The following is a 17,987-nucleotide window of genomic DNA, read 5'->3' as shown; positions in this document are numbered from 1 at the left end:
TCCCTCTCTTTATTAAAATCAAAAAAACCTAAATAAACTGTCTCCCAAAACAGAAACACTTTACTTAGGTTTTGCCTGCTTTACCAGTAACAATCCTATGTTCTATTATAACAAGTTAAACGATTATTACAAAGTTCACGATTCATTACATAAAAAAGCTACTTACGATATATCGCAAGTAGCCTTATTCTTATTCTTCAATCGGCTCTGCACTTAGAGCGCCATTTTTGATAATGCTAATTAAATATCCGATTACCCCACCGATTACTGCTGGAACAATCCAACCTAACCCTACTGAATATAAAGGTAGAATCGATTCTAATACATCATTAATAGCTGCAATTTTAACACCAGCTGCATTTAACCCATCATTCAAACTTAAGATAAATGTAACTAAAATACTTACTTGGTATACTTCCTTACGACCTTTAAATAGAGGGTGTAAGAATGTTAATACCATTAAACACATAGCTAACGGATAAAGTGCAACTAGAACTGGAATAGAGAAGCTAATAATTGCATTTAACCCAAAGTTTGAGATAACTGCACTAAATAATGTAAAGATAACTGCCCATTGCTTATAAGAAAGAGCAGGAATTAATTTAGAGAAATACGCCGCACAAGATGTGATAAGTCCAATACTTGTTGTTAAACAAGCTGCCACAACGATTACAGCAAGAATGACTTTACCATACCACCCAAAGAAATGCTGAGATGCAGCTGCTAAAATGGCTCCACCATTGTCTAAAATACCAAGTCCGTCTACACTTGTAGCACCTAAAAAAGCTAATGATGAATAAATAACTGCTAATAATACCCCTGAAACTAAGGCAACTTTACCGGTTGAAACCATGATCTGTTTTCTAGAAGATGCCCCACGGTCTTTCATGATGTTAATAATAATGATACCAAATACGAATGCTGCAAGTGCATCCATTGTGTTATAACCTTCTTGGAAACCTTTAAAGAAACTGTTTGTCATATACGTTTTAGTAGGTTCTTGAATAACTCCAATTGGGTTCACAAATGCCGCGATAATTAAAATGGCAATGACCACTAATAAAATCGGTGTTAACATTTTTCCGACGATATCAACAATCTTACTCGTTTTTAAAGAGAAGTATAATGTTACTCCAAAGAAAACAACTGTAAACAGTAATAATGGAATATTGCTTGATTGATTCTCTAGGAATGGAACAATCCCGATCTCATAAGCAACCGTATTTGTTCTTGGAATAGCAAATAAAGGACCAATTGTTAAATAGAGAGCTACGGTAAAGAAAATTCCATATATCGGATTCACTCGACCTGCTAATGATTCCAAATCACTTTTACCTGAGAAGGCTAAAGCCAATATACCAAGTACTGGTAATCCTACTCCGGTAATGATAAAACCAAGATTCGCTGAAAAAACATTGCTCCCAGCTAATTGACCTAATTGAACTGGGAAAATTAAATTCCCCGCTCCAAAAAATAACGCAAATAACATAAATCCTACCGCTATGATATTACCAAATGAGTCTCTTGATGACATATCTATTTCCTCCTAAAACACCCTAGACATCTATTAATTCCGATAACATATCCAGAGCATAAAATTATTCTAGTAAACTTGCTTGCTTACAAACCTTAAATTGATAGTCATTAATATATCACACAAAATACCCAAAAGCAACACTTTTCAGAAAATAGAATTATATCAAAATATTATTTATAATAAATGTAAGCATTGGAATATAGTCCCATTGTACTAGAAGGGCCAGAGGGACGGTTCCTTTGGTTCCCTAGTTCATTTTTAACCTAAATCACTTGAAGGAAACCCTGCTTCTAATACAGAAGTAGTATAACTAAAAAGATGCAGGTTCTATTTTTCGAAACCAAAGCAAGCATTGAGTTATTAAGAATGTAGTGACGCTGTCTTGATTTGAACTGAGGATTAAAATCAAAAGAAAAGAGACCTTTTTAATTCATCTCCGAATTAAAAGGTCTCTTTTAAAGAATGCTTTAAAAAAGTGGTTCATTAATGTATTACTTCACTACAGTATCGGCCCCACCTTCGCCAAATACCACGATGACCACACATGTCATCCACCTGTCTTTATTATAATTGACAGCGCTTTCATTTTCAATGAAATCCATTCCCTAAAATTCGACACAAGGAACCGCAGGGACGGTTCTTGTGGTCCCTCCATCGAATTCAACCAGTTTCCAAACTTTTATGCTTGTGTGCTCGCCGTTCTTTGAACCACTGAAAAGTCCAAATTGAGAAACCTAGCCACGTGGCACTTGCAAAAAAGCCGCCTATTATATCAGTTGGGTAATGAACACCCAGATAAATTCGACTCATCCCAATTCCGAAAATCATCATTGCACTGAATAACACAAGTGCTGCTCTCCCCCACGATACTGAAATATGACGCCACAACAGGAACGTAATAATCCCATAAAGAGTAAAAGCACTCATTGCATGCCCACTCGGAAAGCTATAACCCGAAATTTCAACCAATCGGTGGAAATCAGGCCTAGCCCGCTTGAACAATTCCTTCAGTAGAAAGTTCAAAATTGATGACCCAACCATTACTCCTATAAACAAAATGAGCTCATAGCGGTGCTTCAACATTTTAAATAGAAAGAACAGAATAAAGATGGATAAAACTATAATAACCGGTGCTGAACCAATAACTGAAAGAAATTTCATCAGGAAAGTGAGCCTCTCGGACTCCACCCCCTGTACCAGCGCTATTACTTGGCTATCAAACCGGATAATATCATGACCATGAACAAAATACGCCAGTCGGCCAAACACGATAAGCGAAAAAAGACATAGAATAAAAGCAATAGATAGCTGACTTTTTAATTTCATATATGGCACTTTCTTTCCTTTAGATTACCTATAGTATTTTTGAATGTATAAAGATTATACAAAATTGGCTACTCCTCAGTAATAACAAGGGTGTGATAAAATAGAAGAACCGATATTGTAAAGGTTGTGTAATGTGTGAAGCGAATGCTTGCGATTAGTGATATTCACGGGGATATAGATAAATTTGAGCAACTGCTAGAGCTTGTACAATATAATCACAAGTATGATCAGCTTTTGTTGTTAGGAGACTATGTGGACCGTGGTCCCAGGTCAAGGGCTGTTTTAGATAAAGTGATGCAATTACGAAATGAAGGCGCGATTGCATTAATTGGAAATCATGAGAAAATGATGTTGGAAGCTTTCCGCGCTGATTCAATGAGCGTTAAAAGATGGTTTTACAATGGCGGAATTAAAACCCTACAAAATTACGGGTACCATATTGAAAAAGATGATGCAAAATATTGGTACACAACTGAAGAAATGCCAAACCTTCTTCAAATAAATGAAGAAATCCGCCCCCATCTAGATATTTTAAAAGAACTTCCTTATTACTATGAAACAGATTCACATATATTTGTTCATGCAGGTATTCATCCGGAGACACCACTGGAATCAACAGACCCTCATCTACTCGTCTGGATTCGAGAGGAATTTCACAATGGATATTCTGGAGAAAAGACAGTCGTATTCGGCCATACCCCTACTAAATACTTACATAAAAGCAATGAAATGTATTTCGGTAAAAATAACATCATTGGCATTGATGGTGGCTGCGCATATGGTGGAAGGCTTTATTGCTATGACGCTAGCCATTCGGAAATTTATTATGTTGATTAAGGATCTGGGACGGTTCACGAGGGACCGAGAGAACCGTCCCTCTGGTTCCTGATGATCTCGACAAATTTAGTAGATGCAGGTGATAGTGGAACATTTTTGACGTAGCAGATGCCGATGCTACGTTTTGGGATTTTTTCGTTGAGTACTACCTCGTGTAAGATGCCCTTCTTTAAATATTCCTGTGAAAACTCCTTGGTAACACACGCAATTCCTAGATTGATTTTCGCAAATTCTAAAAGTAAATCATGAGAGCCAAGCTCAAATTCTGGGGAAATCCTTAAGCCCTTAGATAATAAAAACTCGTCTACATATTTACGGGAAATGGACTTTGGTTCAAGGAAAATTAATGGATGCTTCATTAATTCCGTTACGCTCACTTGCTTTGGTAAGAGTGTTTTATACTTATTTCCACATACAAATATATCGTGAATATCCATGCATGGGATTTGGGCTAAAGTAGGCTCATCCACAGGGAAATTACAAATCGCAAGATCAACCTCACCTAGCTTCAATAAAGAAATCAACTCCTGGGTAGTCCCATTTTCAATTTTAAATTTGATATTGGGATATTCCGTGTGAAAGGATTCTAGATACGTTAGCAAAAAATACTTCGAGATCGTATCGCCCACACCTATTTTTAATTCGCCTTTTGTTAAATTCTTAAATTCTAAAATCATTTCCTCACCAACGTTGAGGAGATTCATTGCAGAATGGACATATTCAAATAATCGCTCTCCCTCATTTGTCAACGTAACCCCCTTTGGCGTTCGATTAAACAACCGTATGTCCAGTTCCCTTTCCAGCTGCATCATCGCTTGACTGACTGCAGGCTGTGTCATAAAAAGGTCCTTTGCTGCCTTTGAAAAACTCCCATTCTTTGCAACCACACTAAAAACTCTATATAAATCTAATTTACCTATCACATAATCTCCCCTTATACCCACCATTAGATATATTAATTTTACTTATAACACATTATAGATGTATAGTACCAATAGATAATATTTACATTAAGTTTATCATTATGTAGGAGTGATTGTTTTGGAAAGAGTAGTAGGAACAGTTGTAAGAGGTTTACGTGGTCCCATCATCAATAGAGGAGACAGCATTGAGCAAATCGTTGTAGATACTGTATTACGAGCTTCCGAGGTTGAAGGCTTTACTATACAAGATAAAGACATCGTAACTATTACGGAATCTATTGTCGCTCGTGCTCAAGGAAACTATGCGACCATTAATGATATTGCGCAGGATGTAGAAGCAAAATTTGGTGACGACACTATTGGCGTGATTTTCCCAATCCTAAGCCGTAACCGTTTTGCAATCTGTCTTCGTGGAATTGCAAAAGGCGCGAAAAAAATTGTCCTTATGTTAAGCTATCCATCAGATGAAGTTGGAAACCACTTAGTGGATCTTGACCTTCTTGATGAAAAAGGGGTAAATCCTTGGACAGACGTTTTAACAGAACAACAATTCCGTGACCTATTCGGACATAATAAACATCCTTTTACTGGTGTAGATTATATTGACTACTATAAATCATTAATCGAAGAATATGGCGTTGAATGTGAGGTTATCTTCTCAAACAATCCAAAAACCATTCTAAACTATACAAAGAGTGTGTTAACTTGTGACATTCATACAAGATTCCGTACGAAGAAAATTTTAAAAGCAAACGGTGGCGAAAAGGTCTTCAGCCTTGACAATATTCTTTCTGAATCAAACAATGGCAGTGGCTTTAATGAAGAATATGGTTTACTTGGTTCAAACAAAGCAACAGAGGAAAGCGTGAAGCTCTTCCCACGTAATTGCCAACCAATCGTTGATAAAATTCAAGAACTACTTAAAGATAAAACAGGTAAAAATGTAGAGGTTATGGTTTACGGAGATGGTGCTTTCAAAGACCCTGTCGGAAAGATTTGGGAGCTTGCTGACCCAGTTGTTTCTCCTGCATATACTGCTGGTCTTGAAGGTACACCGAATGAGGTAAAATTAAAATACCTTGCTGATAACAATTTTGCTGATTTAAAAGGTGAAGAACTTAAAAAAGCAATCTCTGAGTTTATCGCGAACAAAGAAGGTGACCTAGTTGGTCAAATGGAGGCACAAGGTACAACTCCTAGACGACTAACAGACCTTATCGGTTCCCTTTCAGACTTAACATCAGGAAGCGGAGACAAAGGTACTCCATTCATCTATATCCAAGGTTATTTCGATAACTATACAAAATAAATTGGTTCGAGTTCCCTGTAAACATGCAGGGGACTTTTTTTACGCAAACATGTTTTCATTTCAGCCGATTGTGGTATTCTCTTAACTAGGTAAAAAGAAAAGACAAGGAAGGATGATAGTTTGTTCGATTTACTCAGTTTCAATTGGGAAACCTTACTTATTAATATAGGAATCAAAGCTTTAAAGATAATTGGGATCTTCATTGCATTTTTCATTGTTAAAAAAATCGGCAACAAAGTGATTGACCGCATCTTCACTAATTTACAGAATAAACAGAATATCTCAATAGGACGGACTCATACCCTTCAAAAATTAATGGAAAATATTCTATCATATGGGCTAATCTTTATATTAGTGGCTTCCATATTTGGCATTTTTGAGATCCCTGTCGCAAGCTTAATCGCTGGGGCTGGAATTGTGGGACTTGCAGTCGGATTTGGAGCACAAGGACTCGTAAGTGACGTTGTGACAGGCTTTTTCTTATTGTTGGAAAAGCAGATTGATGTGAATGATTATGTCACCATCGGTGCTATTGACGGGGTTGTTGAGGCTGTTGGACTACGAACCACTCAAATTCGAGGATTCGACGGAACCTTACATTTCATTCCCAATCGAGATATTACAAGTGTGAGCAACCATTCGCGTGGAAATATGCGTGCCCTTGTTGATATCGGAATTGCTTATGGCGAAGACATTGATCAAGCGATAACCGTGATGCAGGAAGCATGTGACAAAGTGGCTGCCGATAACCCTGTTATAATTGAGGGACCAAATGTCATTGGCGTTCAAGCACTTGGAGTGTCAGATGTCGTGTTACGTGTCATTGCCAAAACCGAAAATGGGGAACATTGGGGTGTTGAACGTCAACTTCGAAAAGCCATTAAAGAAGCCTTTGATGTACACGGTATTGAAATACCATTTCCACATCAAGTTACCATTCATAAAAATGGGGAAAGTCCACAGAAAATGGGACAAGCATAATGTAAACAAGGGGCACCCAATCAACTGGATGCCCCTTTATCTATTTTATTATTGTGCAGTATATCCACCATCAACAATTAAGCTATTTCCTGTCATGAAAGTAGAATCATCACTTGCTAGGAATAACACAGCCTTCGCCATTTCCTCTGCTTGTCCAAGACGCTTCATTGGAGTCATAGTGCGTAATATCTCTTTGCTTTCTTCAGGAATGATTGGAGTATCAATGAAACCTGGGCATAAAGCATTTACACGAATATTTTGTTCTGCATATTCAAGTGCAAGGGAACGAGTTAAGTTCACTACGCCACCTTTTGCTGCGTTATACGCTGCCGAACCAGGTGATCCAACCCAGCCATACATAGAAGCAGTGTTCACGATTACGCCACCATCTGCTTTTAAGAATTCACGAATGGCTTCACGTGCTACTAAGAAAACACCGTCTAAGTCAACGTTTACTGTATTTCTCCACTCAGAGTATTCTAGTTCATGTGATGGTTGAACACGTCCAATACCTGCGTTGTTGAATACAACATCGACTTTACCAAACGCCTCAATGGTTTGTTTATAAATGTTTGCAACATCTTCTTCACTTGTAATATTTGCTTTTACAAATAAAGCCTCTTTATTTAGCGCTTTCAATTCTGCTTCAAACGCTTTTCCTTTTTCTTCGTTTAAGTCTACAAGAACAACCTTTGCTCCTTCTTCAACGAATAAACGAGCTGTTGCTGCTCCAATTCCTGAAGCTCCACCAGTTATGACCGCTACTTTATCTTGTAATTTCCCCATTATAAATCCTCCCCTTAATATATAATATGGATATAGCGTTACCCTAGAAACGACGCTGTCACCATTTGTTCACAATTTCATTCTACTAGTTTAGTTAGAGTAATCAATCATCAAAGAAAAGCAAACTGTTTATTTAGTAGACAGTTTCATCATAATTGTCTTTTTTTGAGGAGGTTTTTTTAATGAATGATGAAGTAGATATCCTATCGAAACGTCGTAATCGAACAAAAGAACATCTAAAGCTCGCCCTCATCGACCTTATCAAAGAAAAGGGCTATCACTCCATTTCTGTAAAGGACATCGTGAACAAAGCTTCCTATAATCGCAGCACCTTTTATGTTCACTACCAAGATAAAATTGATTTAGCCGAGGACTTGCTAGATTCCATGATGACTGGATTGTGGAATTCTGTTGGAAAACCATACAGACCTGGACAAAAAGTATTTACATTAAAGATTGGTAAGCCATCTTTTCATATTGTTTCCTACATTGATGAGCATCGTAACTTTTTTGAGTTAATTAAATATGAGGACACATTACCAGGGTTACATACAAGTTTCCCTCAAACGATTTTAAAAATTTATCAAGAAAAATTTATTTTTGAAACGATCAATAATATCCCTGTGAACATGGACTATTTTAAACAGTACACAGCCTATGGCTTTTACGGGCTTATCCAAAATTGGATTACTAGTGGTTTCAAGGAATTACAGGAGGAATTTATTGAGGAAGTCATAGAGCTAACCAAAACGCATATATACTCATTTAAATATACGGGCAATTAAAAAGGGCATGTTCTTTCTACTTTTAAGCATCAAATTAATAAGGGAAAGTAGGTTGAACCCATTCTTTCCCTTATTCTATAAATAGATTACTTTTCCATTACTAAGTGTCTTCTTTTTGTAAAGATGAACACTATAACTCCAGACATGAACAAAGAAGCCCCGATTAAAAGCAAATTGTAATAATTAGTTGCGGTTTTAGGTAATTTACCTTTTGATGTATCTTTCTTTGTATCCTTTTTACCATCATCTTTCGGTCCTTTTGAAGGATCTTCGGCAATAGGAGGCGGTGTCCCACCGTCATCCTCTGAATCGTCTACAGGATCTTTAGTAACAGGAGGTGTTTGTTTTTCTACTTGGGCAAACACACCATAGTTTGAAAAATGTGTTACATCTAAGCTAATTGCATGTAACTCCTTATTCTTTTCACCTTGCTGAATCTCCCATTTACCGTCTACTTCATTAAAATGATAAATAGCAATATTGTCAGGGGAGTCAGCATTATACCCCATTAGGAGAGTAAACGTACCTTCATAATCTTCAGATCCCTCTGGGAATTTAAATTCAAAATTCAAAGCATCCCCAAAGCTTTTTAAATTACTTTCTTCCGCTTTTAAAAGTGTATCTTCACTCGTATTAGTAACCGTCAGTTTTGTTCCTTCAGGAAGGTTATCTGGTAATAATAAGGATACATTCGTTTCGTTAATAATGATCAATTGACCTGAGTTTACAAATACCTCTTGGCCTAAATCAATCTTTTGTTCAATTGCAGGAAATGCTTTATTTATCTCAACCATGAACGCACTAGCAAGGGCTTTGTATCCAGCTTCACTTGGATGAATATTCGCTGGGTTTGGGAGATACTCTAAATGCTTTCCTTCGAACAAATGGGCAACAGGTACAAACGTTGCACCGAATCCAGAAGTAGGTGCATTAATTGCCGCATTTAACCCAACAAGCATTGGCTTTGTCATGCTTTCTTGTACTTCAGCAGGTAAATATGGTAGCGCATTATAATAACCCATGACATAAATCTTGGCGGTTGGGTTTACCGACCTAATTAAAGCTAATATTTGTGCTGTATTAGCGCCAACCTCTTTTAGGACCTCTGGGATTCTTACTCCGACTGCTTCTGCCGTTGCTGTTGTTGCAGCAAATTGTGCTGCCTCAGCCTTTACCTGGGCTTCAGTATACGTCTTTACTGCTAGTTTTGCAGATTCAACTTTTGATTTTGCAGAATTTGCTGCTCCATTCCCATCTTTTGCTTTGTCTTTTACTTCTAGGACTTCTTGAATTGGAATTGGAATATTTAATGATTCGATCAATTCTATAAGCGAGTTTAATTTTTGCACCACTACGTCTAAATTACTAACTGCCACTTCTAAGTTGCCTATAGCTTCTTGGTCATTTGTATCAAATGCTTCCCTTGCAGCATCCATACTTACTCCCGTTTTATTTACACTAGTTTTTGCTTCTTGAATAAGACCAAATGCTGAATCTAGTTTAGCTTTCTGATCAGGTGGTAAGATTGGAAAAATCGATTCTATTTTTCCAGCCGCTGAAATTACAGATTCTTCAACCTTCGCAACAGCAGATTGCACTTCATTTACTGACAGTTCCTCCTCACTTAACGCTTTGGACGCAGCAGCTTTCGCACTTTCAGCCGCTCCAGCAGCTGCTTGGGCCACCTGTTGTAAACCAAGTACTGGTTGAAGCACAGCTAAAATATCATTCGCACCAGCACTTATCGTAATTACATCAGCTTTAGCTAATTCTGGAATGTTAGGAACCCCTGCTAGTACATCTACTGTAGTAAAACCACGATAGCCCGCATTATGTACATTTACCTTGTATCCGTTGGTCTCAAGATTATCCTTTATCATCCCAACATATCCAGTTCCGAATGAATTATCAGATAACATTCCTTCCGCCAATGAATCACCTAGCGCAACGTAATTAATCGTATTTACATTTTCCCCTTCTGCTAGTACGGATAATGGTGAAAATGCAAGCATGACCACGAGCATAATCAGTAATGAACGTGATCGTCTTATTAACTTCTGCAACTTAAATCCACTCCTTCCCTTTTCTCTTTTTTTCCTCCAATTTACTTTTACACATAGAAAGATTAGTCGCTGCTGTGCTTAATAAAGAAACAACCCCCTCCGTTTGTTCTTTATATAAGTTTAACAGATATCAATCCCATTTCAATATAGTTGTGAGAATTTTTTTATTTTTCCGATATAACCTTATAAACATATTTTTCTCTATGTAAAAACACCTCCGAACTGTTTCTACCTTGTAAAGGTTTTTACAACTGTCAGAGGTGTGTTTTATATAGTCTTTTCTTATTTGTTAGTACTTGATCTGAACCCGTCCCTTTTTTAAATCTTTTTTTCATTCTGACTCTGCTATTCTTTTTTCTATTCTCTCTTCCAAATGACAATGGATTTGGACTCTATTTAGATTCTTCGCCTACCTTTTGTCCAAAATCTAGTACTCTTCCGAAATCTTGGACACAAAAAAGCCACTTGCTCGTAATTTAAGCAAGTGGCCTTCCTTTCGCTTTTACTCTACCCCATAATTAACAAATAAAGAAAGAACACAACCATCACAACTAAACCAAATGGGGCACCGAATTTTGCCCATTCTTTACTTGTAATTCCAAGTTTGTTTGCTGAAATGATGTTTGGGATATTTCCCGGAATAAGCATTCCACCACTAATGATTAGCCCTAGTAGCAAGAAGCGAATCGTTTCTGTACTCATCGATGAACTAATTTCAGCAGCTGCTAGTGTCGCATTATCAAGAACGGCTGAAATCATATTGATCCAGTATAAAGCTCCTGGTTGTAAATGCAGTAAATATTGATTGACTAATGGTTCATAACCAGCACCCAGTAATGTTAAGCCCATGACAAATAAGTAAATTTTAAAAGAACGAATGACAATCTCAGAGTAGCTTTCCGCTTGGTTGTCCCCACCTAAGCCACCATCACCTTCAACTGGTTTTAAGGTAAAGAACGCTACTACTCCTATCGCAAGAACGGCCACAATAACTTCAACACCAATCAACTGAAAGAGATAAAAGAAATCCTCATTTAATTTGTTTGTAGTTATCGTGGATAATGGTTCCCCCACTGGTGTAAGCACAGCTCCTAATCCAATTGAAAAACACGCTAAGATAACTGCTCTAATTTCAGTCTTACGATCTAAACTTAAGATACTTACAATTGATACAAGCACGATTGCAGCAATAATAGCAGTAATGACACTAGATAATAATCCTAAAATGACAATAATGATTGCAAGAAATAGACGTGTGTCCATTTTGCGACTTACTTTTAAGATGGCTCCTTCAATTGGCTTCTTCAACCATTTGAATAACAAGCCCGCAATAAGGACGGCTAGCGTAATGAAAATGGGGTCTTTTAAGGCATGAACAAATAATTCCCCATTAAAGACGCCACTTACAAGTGCTGCTAGAAAGCCCATGACAAATAAAAAGGGTTCTAAGTTTCGTTCTATTGGTTTTACAACGAAAGGTAAGAATAGAACAAGTAGTAAAATGATAACAAGTCCAGTAGTCATAGTTTTTTCCCCCAATCCCAGTGTTGTCGCGACTACTATTCAATAGTAAACTGTTTGTGAAACAATTCACATAATCCGTTTGATAACGTTATCTCGACTCTTTTTATTTTAACATACTTTTTAGAAGTTACTTCACTAAAAACTTTCCATGTCCAACTTTTTATAAATAATTGCCTACTCTTTTATCAAAAACCGAAAAATCCTCACCCCCTTCATGCTAACAATTCTTTTAAGCATCAAAATAACGTATATTTAAAGGAAACTCAGGAGTATAATTCGGTATTCGGGACTATTTCTAAGATATCGGCAGATTATGTCTACTAGAAGCGCCTTAATGAGTCCTTATCATGAAATACGATGGATTATCACATTTGATTCCTTTGCTTTATTATTGATATACTTACAATCGGTTAAGCGAACCGTACGTTACTATTTATTTTTCAGAATACCTTCTTGTGAAATTATTCACAAACAAAATGAAAAGGAGTTGATAAGATGGGATCTGTTATCCAATCGGAGCAAAATCGCAACGAAGCGTTGAGTGATGATTATTCCTTGGATAGAGTACCACTTAACAAGAGAAACATGAGTTGGTTAAGTATAACGAATATTACATTCGGAATTGCAACGGCTATTTTTTATTTTCAAATGGGATCTGTTATGGCTCTTCAGTTTGGTGCTATTAACGCGATCATTTCCGCTATATATGCGATCATCGTTGCCGGTATTCTTGGAACTTTCATTGCGTACTTATCTGCAAAGTCTGGTATGAACGTCAATCTATTATCAAGGGGTGGCGGTTTCGGTTATATCGGCGCATCATTAACCTCCATTATTTATGCCACAAACTTCATCATGTATTGTGCACTTGAAGGCTTAATTTTAGTTTCCGCAGTCCACGAATTCTTACCTATCATTCCTGAATGGGCTTTAATTCTATTCTTTGGAACCCTTGTCATTCCATTAAATTGGTTTGGAATCAAGCAATTGGACAAATTACAAAAATGGTCATTACCACTATTTGGCGTCTTTTTAATTGCCGCGATTATTGTAGCAGCTATGACACCGTCCTTATATGATGGAAGCTTCTGGTCTTACATGCCAGAAAACGTGCAAGTTGGAGGAACTGCTCTCTTGCTTTGTATTGGGATGCAGCATGGGATTATGGGATTAACTCCCCTACTTGCATCTGATTACGCACGTTTTCTTAAACCTAAGGACACGAAAATTGGCATATTTGCGATTGGATTTATCCCGCAAATCTTTTGTTTCGGTGTGATGGGAGGCTTAGGTATTTGGTTTGGCGTTCGTCTTGGTGAGCCAAATCCTGGTGTGTATATCGTTACGCTTCTAGGTATGTGGGGAGCACTATTTACGATGATTACCCAAGTAAGAATTAACGTTACAAATATTTATAGTGGTTCACTATCACTTTCAAACTTCTTCGAAAATATTTTTCATTTTAAACCCGGACGACGCTTTTGGGTCGTAGTAACCGGAGTATCTGCCATCATTCTAATGCTTACCGATATAGTCAATCACCTTGGCACAGTTTTGACCTTCCAAGGAGTTTTCCTGTTATCTTGGGCATCTATTTTAGTTACCGATGCTGTTTTTGTTAAGAAAATATTAAAGATTGGTCCTCGGTATTATGATGCTAAACAAGAGAACTTATACAAATGGAATCCCGTCGGTGTTGGAGCACTGTTAGTTTCATGTAGTATTGGTACTGTAGCTGCGCTAGGATTTATGGGAACCTTTTTACAAAGTACGGCAGCATTCTTTGCAAGTATTTTAGCATCGATCCTAACGATTATTTTGGCGATTGCTACAAAAGGAAAATATTATGTAAAGAAGGAAGCAACTGATATTAAAAAAGAAGAATACGTCGCTTAACGTGTTAACCCTCTACATTTCATGTGTAGAGGGTTTTTTCTTGTAAACATTTACATTAATCCAAAATTCACCTGGAAAATATATTAAAATAAGATATAATCAATTCTAGATATACAATCTTATGAAAATTGTGAAATGGAGGAATTAATAATGTATCCTAATATTCTTAGACACCCTGGACCTACTCCAATTCCTAAAAAAGTGGAACTTGCAATGGCCCAGAATATGATTAGCCATCGTACAGAAGAATTTGTCAAACTATATCGAGAAACTACGGAACGTGTCAAAACTGTTTTCGGAACGAAACAAGATATTTTACTTCTTCCTTCAGGAGGAACTGCAGCATTAGAAGCAGCTGTTGTAAATACGGTTTCCCCTGGAGATGAAGTAGTTGTCATTACAGTAGGTGCATTTGGTGATTATTTCGTTTCAATCTGTGAAAAATATGGCTTAACTGTACATAAACTTACAAAAAGTTGGGGTGAAGCTTGTACCAAAGAAGACCTAATTGAATTTTTGAAACCGCTATCTACTATTAAAGCTGTGTTTGCTACTTATAATGAAACGTCTACAGGAATATTAAATCCGATCAGTGAATTAGCAGAAGTGGTACGCAATCATTCAGATGCTCTCTTTATCGTCGATGGTGTAAGCTGTATTGGCGGTGCCCCTGCTGAAATGGACGAATGGGGTATTGATATTTTAGTAACAGGTTCACAAAAAGCGATGATGCTTCCTCCGGGACTTGCTCTTTTGGCCGTAAGTGAACGTGCTTGGAAAGTGATCGAGGCTAACTCTACTACTGCCTATTATCTAAATCTATTAAGCTATCGTGACTGGGCGTCAAAAGGAATGACGCCTAATACGCCTGCTATATCTCTCATCATGGGGCTTTCTGCGGTGTGCGATTTGATCGAAGAAGAAGGCGGATTTTCGAAAACGGTTGAACGACATGAAGTCATGAAGAATATGGTTCGGGAATCTATGAAGGCATTATCATTCGGGTTATTAACAAATGGTCAGTATGCATCACCAACAATTACAGCCATCTGCGCACCTGAAGGTTTGAATCTTCCCGCCTATTTAGGACACTTAAAGAAGACATATCACCTTGATTTTGCTGGTGGTCTCGGCCATCTACAAGGTAAAATTTTTAGATTTGGTCATATGGGCTACTGCTTCCCTAGTGATATTCTTCAAGCCGTTTCCCTAATGGAAGCAGGTTTACAGGACTTTGGCTATCAATTTGAGGCTGGTGCTGGAGTAAATGCAGCACAAAAGGTTTTCTTGTCCTCATTAAGGAAATAACTTAAGTAAAATGCCAAACCCCTTTTCATGTATTGCTAGTGACAAGGGGTCTGGCATATTTTCTTTCAAAATATAAGGAAAAACTAACTTAGTCGTGATTCATGTCGACCTCAATTCTACTCATGAATTCCTCTGCTGCGTTATAGCCTTGCTGCCTTAAATACCAGTTGTTCGCAGCCGCCTCAATAAGGCCGGCTACATCACGTCCAGGCTGTAGTTGGATTTCAATCGAGGGAATCTTAACACCCATATACTCCATTGTGTTAATTTCCTGATCCAAATCATTATACAAGCCGTCTATTTCCCATTTTGTCAAATGAATATCAAGGGAAATCCGTGTTTCATCCTGGAATGCCTTCCTTCCATACATGCGAACTACATTTAACAGCCCGATACTGCGGAGAGCCAAAAATTCTTTTGTCTTTTCATCATGTGTCCCCAGAATGGTTTGTGGACTTAGTTTTTTCAAAACAACGATATCATCGGCTACGAGTCGGTGTCCTCTTCGAATTAACGTATGGGCTGTCTCACTTTTTCCGACCCCTGAATTTCCACGAATCAAAACGCCAATCCCAGATACATTCATGCAAACCCCATGTACAGCAATTTTTTCCGCTAATTCTTTTATCAAAAAGGCATCTAATTTTACGATAAAATCAGAAGTAATTTCAGGTTCTCTCGTAACTAATAACGGAATCCCTTGTTCCACACAATGTTTTTTTAAATAAGTGAGCCCTTCTTCACCACATGTTACGATAAAACAAGGAGGATGATATTGAACAACATTCCCAATTCGAATTTTACGTTCTTCTTTTGAGAGTTTATGTAAATACGTAACTTCTTTTTTTCCAAGGATTTGAACCCTCTCTGTTGGAAAAAAGTCGAAGTGCCCAACAAACTCTAGTCCTGGACGATGCACACGTGACTGGCTAATCGTATTCTGTAACTTGCCTTTACCAGCCAGTACCTTTAATGAAAACTTGCGGACCAAGTCTTCTACTGTTATTTCCTTCATCCTTCCATTCACCCGCCCGATAATCTTTTATTAATAGAATTATACTTTATGTACGGTGGAAGCGTCATCATGTTAGAACTTTTTTATCTAATTATTAAGGGGAATTTTCATTTAATCTGATAGATAGCGGTTTGTGTTCGATACTTTTTGACTTTGTCCAACACCTTCATAATGTTTATCCAAAAACTCGAAAAAAGGAGCCCCATATGGAAAGCCCCTACTCTTCTTATTTCTTCATTGACTAGGATGCCCTCTTTAAGGGTCTAATAAAACATGTTCTCCATTTTTCTGTGAGATAGATCTAATCAACGGATTATTCCCGATTCGCTTCTCTGTTCCACCCCAAGGTGGCATATTAGGGAAAATGTTCGTCATACATATGCCAATACAGCCTGCATCTGCTGCCTTCAACCCATATGTACCGCCCCGTAGCCAGTGGTTCGAGTTACGTAACGCAACACAGCCGATTCCGAATTCTCAGGCTAGTTCAACCGCTCTTTCCATCACAATTGTGGCATTGATTGGACCAAATCCCAGTTGCCCATCCCATTCCTCAAGCGTGCCAATCCCATTTCGTTTTTCAGGGCGCATATTTGGTTTAATCGCACCCTCGTCTATCGCCTGCACGATTGAGGGAAACCTGTTCAACCCATGCGAGTAGACACCATCACGGCTATTATCGGCGATAATGGATGCAGCCGTCTCTGCCATATCCTCTTCAAATTCTCTCTTTAAAAGAACCGTTTAATTTCATTTTTCAATTCATCATATGGTACACGCATGTCTACTACTCCCTTTGCCAAAAATGTTATGCCTCTTTCCCTTTTGCTACTGGATTTTCCTTATATGAAACCCAATCACTATAGCTTCCGGCATATAATTTAACATGTTTAAACCCTGCCATTTTTAAGGCAATAACATTCGGAGTCGCTGTTACACCCGATCCGCAATAAACGATGATTTCATCTTCTTTGTTAAGGTCTGCAAACCTCTTTTTCTGTTCATCGTTATTTTTAAAGATGCCATGCTCGATACCCTCAACCCAGCACTTATTAATAGCACCTGGAATATGCCCCGCAACTCGGTCTATCGGCTCAACTTCCCCTAAGTAGCGACTTTCATCCCTTGAATCTATTAAAACGGGAGACTTTTTCTTCTGGTTCACGATTTCCTTTACTTCCTCGTAAGAAGCCAGCATGTCTTCACGAATACGAACTTCAAATGTAGTTGGTTCTCCTTTCGGCACTTCCATCGTCGTTGGGTATCCAGCTTCAGCCCAGCCCTTAAAACCTTCGTTTAATACATATACTTTGTCATGACCAAGATAGGTTAGCAGCCACCAAAAACGAGATGCAAACTGCCCCTCGCCACCATCATAGGCAACTACTACTTTTGAATGGTCGATTCCTGCCTTCTCAATTTCCTGCTTAAACTGCTCCATATCTGGAAGTGGATGTCTTCCCCCATGCTCTGAAACAGGCGCGGACAATTGCTTTTCTAAATCAAAATAAAAAGCTCCTGGAATATGGCTTTCCTGATAAAGCTGTTCCCCTTGGGTTGGATTTCCTAATGCAAACCGGCAATCGACTATTTTTACATCCTTGTTTTGTAGTTGATCAACAAGCCATTCCTTATTCACGGTAAAATCCACTCAAACCGCCTCCATCTTCCATCTATTTACTACATATCCCCATTTT

At 37.9% G+C, this 17,987-nt stretch carries 14 protein-coding genes and 1 pseudogene; 6 read left to right on the top strand and 9 right to left on the bottom strand.

Annotation, left to right across the window (positions count from 1 at the left end; translation table 11 throughout):
- Positions 1 to 190: 190 nt before the first annotated feature.
- Both brnQ and ABC371_RS05965 read right to left on the bottom strand, forming a co-directional pair.
- Positions 191 to 1,534, bottom strand: a complete 1,344-nt coding sequence (gene brnQ / locus ABC371_RS05970; protein ID WP_412895949.1) for a branched-chain amino acid transport system II carrier protein — start codon at positions 1,532 to 1,534, stop codon at positions 191 to 193.
- A 663-nt stretch (positions 1,535 to 2,197) separates the two neighbouring features.
- Positions 2,198 to 2,863 (bottom strand): phosphatase PAP2 family protein, encoded by a 666-nt coding sequence (locus ABC371_RS05965; protein WP_412895948.1) that lies wholly within the window; start codon positions 2,861 to 2,863, stop codon positions 2,198 to 2,200.
- Positions 2,864 to 2,998: 135 nt separating this feature from the next.
- On the opposite strand from ABC371_RS05965, the gene ABC371_RS05960 reads away from it, so the two are divergent.
- On the top strand, positions 2,999 to 3,700 hold the full coding sequence (locus ABC371_RS05960; RefSeq protein ID WP_412895947.1) for a metallophosphoesterase family protein: 702 nt from the start codon (positions 2,999 to 3,001) through the stop codon (positions 3,698 to 3,700).
- A gap of 14 nt (positions 3,701 to 3,714) precedes the next feature.
- Here the strand turns inward: ABC371_RS05960 and ABC371_RS05955 are convergent, their stop codons facing one another.
- A complete protein-coding gene (locus ABC371_RS05955) occupies positions 3,715 to 4,623 on the bottom strand; it encodes a LysR family transcriptional regulator (protein WP_412895946.1) in 909 nt (302 codons plus the stop codon).
- Positions 4,624 to 4,741: 118 nt separating this feature from the next.
- On the opposite strand from ABC371_RS05955, the gene ABC371_RS05950 reads away from it, so the two are divergent.
- Together ABC371_RS05950 and ABC371_RS05945 are read left to right on the top strand one after the other, a co-directional pair.
- The gene (locus tag ABC371_RS05950) at positions 4,742 to 5,932 is read left to right on the top strand and encodes a coenzyme F420-0:L-glutamate ligase (RefSeq protein ID WP_412895945.1); all 1,191 of its coding nucleotides are present in this window, start codon (positions 4,742 to 4,744) and stop codon (positions 5,930 to 5,932) included.
- Between the two features lie 120 nt (positions 5,933 to 6,052).
- On the top strand, positions 6,053 to 6,913 hold the full coding sequence (locus tag ABC371_RS05945; RefSeq protein WP_412895944.1) for a mechanosensitive ion channel family protein: 861 nt from the start codon (positions 6,053 to 6,055) through the stop codon (positions 6,911 to 6,913).
- A 48-nt stretch (positions 6,914 to 6,961) separates the two neighbouring features.
- Here the strand turns inward: ABC371_RS05945 and ABC371_RS05940 are convergent, their stop codons facing one another.
- A complete protein-coding gene (locus ABC371_RS05940) occupies positions 6,962 to 7,699 on the bottom strand; it encodes an SDR family NAD(P)-dependent oxidoreductase (protein WP_412895943.1) in 738 nt (245 codons plus the stop codon).
- Positions 7,700 to 7,881: 182 nt separating this feature from the next.
- Here ABC371_RS05940 and ABC371_RS05935 point away from each other — a divergent pair, with 182 nt between their 5' ends.
- Positions 7,882 to 8,484 (top strand): TetR/AcrR family transcriptional regulator, encoded by a 603-nt coding sequence (locus ABC371_RS05935; RefSeq protein ID WP_412895942.1) that lies wholly within the window; start codon positions 7,882 to 7,884, stop codon positions 8,482 to 8,484.
- 86 nt (positions 8,485 to 8,570) lie between these two features.
- On the opposite strand, the gene ABC371_RS05930 is transcribed toward ABC371_RS05935, so the two are convergent.
- Entirely contained in the window at positions 8,571 to 10,547 is a 1,977-nt protein-coding gene (locus tag ABC371_RS05930) for an SGNH/GDSL hydrolase family protein (RefSeq protein WP_412895941.1), read from the bottom strand.
- 507 nt (positions 10,548 to 11,054) lie between these two features.
- Positions 11,055 to 12,071, bottom strand: coding sequence for a DUF1646 family protein (locus ABC371_RS05925; RefSeq protein ID WP_412895940.1), 1,017 nt, complete (start codon positions 12,069 to 12,071; stop codon positions 11,055 to 11,057).
- 495 nt (positions 12,072 to 12,566) lie between these two features.
- Between ABC371_RS05925 and ABC371_RS05920 the strand changes: the two genes are divergently transcribed.
- Both ABC371_RS05920 and ABC371_RS05915 read left to right on the top strand, forming a co-directional pair.
- A complete protein-coding gene (locus ABC371_RS05920) occupies positions 12,567 to 13,967 on the top strand; it encodes a purine-cytosine permease family protein (RefSeq protein WP_412895939.1) in 1,401 nt (466 codons plus the stop codon).
- A 150-nt stretch (positions 13,968 to 14,117) separates the two neighbouring features.
- The gene (locus tag ABC371_RS05915; protein WP_412895938.1) at positions 14,118 to 15,275 is read left to right on the top strand and encodes a pyridoxal-phosphate-dependent aminotransferase family protein; all 1,158 of its coding nucleotides are present in this window, start codon (positions 14,118 to 14,120) and stop codon (positions 15,273 to 15,275) included.
- Positions 15,276 to 15,363: 88 nt separating this feature from the next.
- On the opposite strand, the gene hprK is transcribed toward ABC371_RS05915, so the two are convergent.
- The 3 genes and pseudogenes from hprK to ABC371_RS05900 form a co-directional block, all read right to left on the bottom strand.
- On the bottom strand, positions 15,364 to 16,290 hold the full coding sequence (gene hprK / locus ABC371_RS05910; protein WP_412895937.1) for an HPr(Ser) kinase/phosphatase: 927 nt from the start codon (positions 16,288 to 16,290) through the stop codon (positions 15,364 to 15,366).
- 255 nt (positions 16,291 to 16,545) lie between these two features.
- A pseudogene (locus ABC371_RS05905) lies at positions 16,546 to 17,019 on the bottom strand (Ldh family oxidoreductase); the annotation flags it as partial.
- Positions 17,020 to 17,098: 79 nt separating this feature from the next.
- Positions 17,099 to 17,941 (bottom strand): sulfurtransferase, encoded by an 843-nt coding sequence (locus tag ABC371_RS05900; RefSeq protein ID WP_412895936.1) that lies wholly within the window; start codon positions 17,939 to 17,941, stop codon positions 17,099 to 17,101.
- Positions 17,942 to 17,987 lie beyond the last annotated feature (46 nt).

This window comes from Bacillus jepli, from assembly GCF_047238305.1.
Classification (GTDB): Bacteria; Bacillota; Bacilli; order Bacillales; family Bacillaceae_L; genus Ferdinandcohnia.
The sequence above is the reverse complement of the archived record's forward strand: the minus strand, read 5'-3'. Positions and strand labels throughout refer to the sequence as shown.

Coding starts and splice junctions, on each gene's coding strand:
- ABC371_RS05915 (WP_412895938.1), top strand. CDS start 14,118: ATGTATCCTAATATTCTTAGACACCCTGGACCTACTCCAATTCCTAAA.
- ABC371_RS05925 (WP_412895940.1), bottom strand. CDS start 12,071: ATGACTACTGGACTTGTTATCATTTTACTACTTGTTCTATTCTTACCT.
- ABC371_RS05940 (WP_412895943.1), bottom strand. CDS start 7,699: ATGGGGAAATTACAAGATAAAGTAGCGGTCATAACTGGTGGAGCTTCA.
- brnQ (WP_412895949.1), bottom strand. CDS start 1,534: ATGTCATCAAGAGACTCATTTGGTAATATCATAGCGGTAGGATTTATG.
- hprK (WP_412895937.1), bottom strand. CDS start 16,290: ATGAAGGAAATAACAGTAGAAGACTTGGTCCGCAAGTTTTCATTAAAG.
- ABC371_RS05935 (WP_412895942.1), top strand. CDS start 7,882: ATGAATGATGAAGTAGATATCCTATCGAAACGTCGTAATCGAACAAAA.
- ABC371_RS05920 (WP_412895939.1), top strand. CDS start 12,567: ATGGGATCTGTTATCCAATCGGAGCAAAATCGCAACGAAGCGTTGAGT.
- ABC371_RS05965 (WP_412895948.1), bottom strand. CDS start 2,863: ATGAAATTAAAAAGTCAGCTATCTATTGCTTTTATTCTATGTCTTTTT.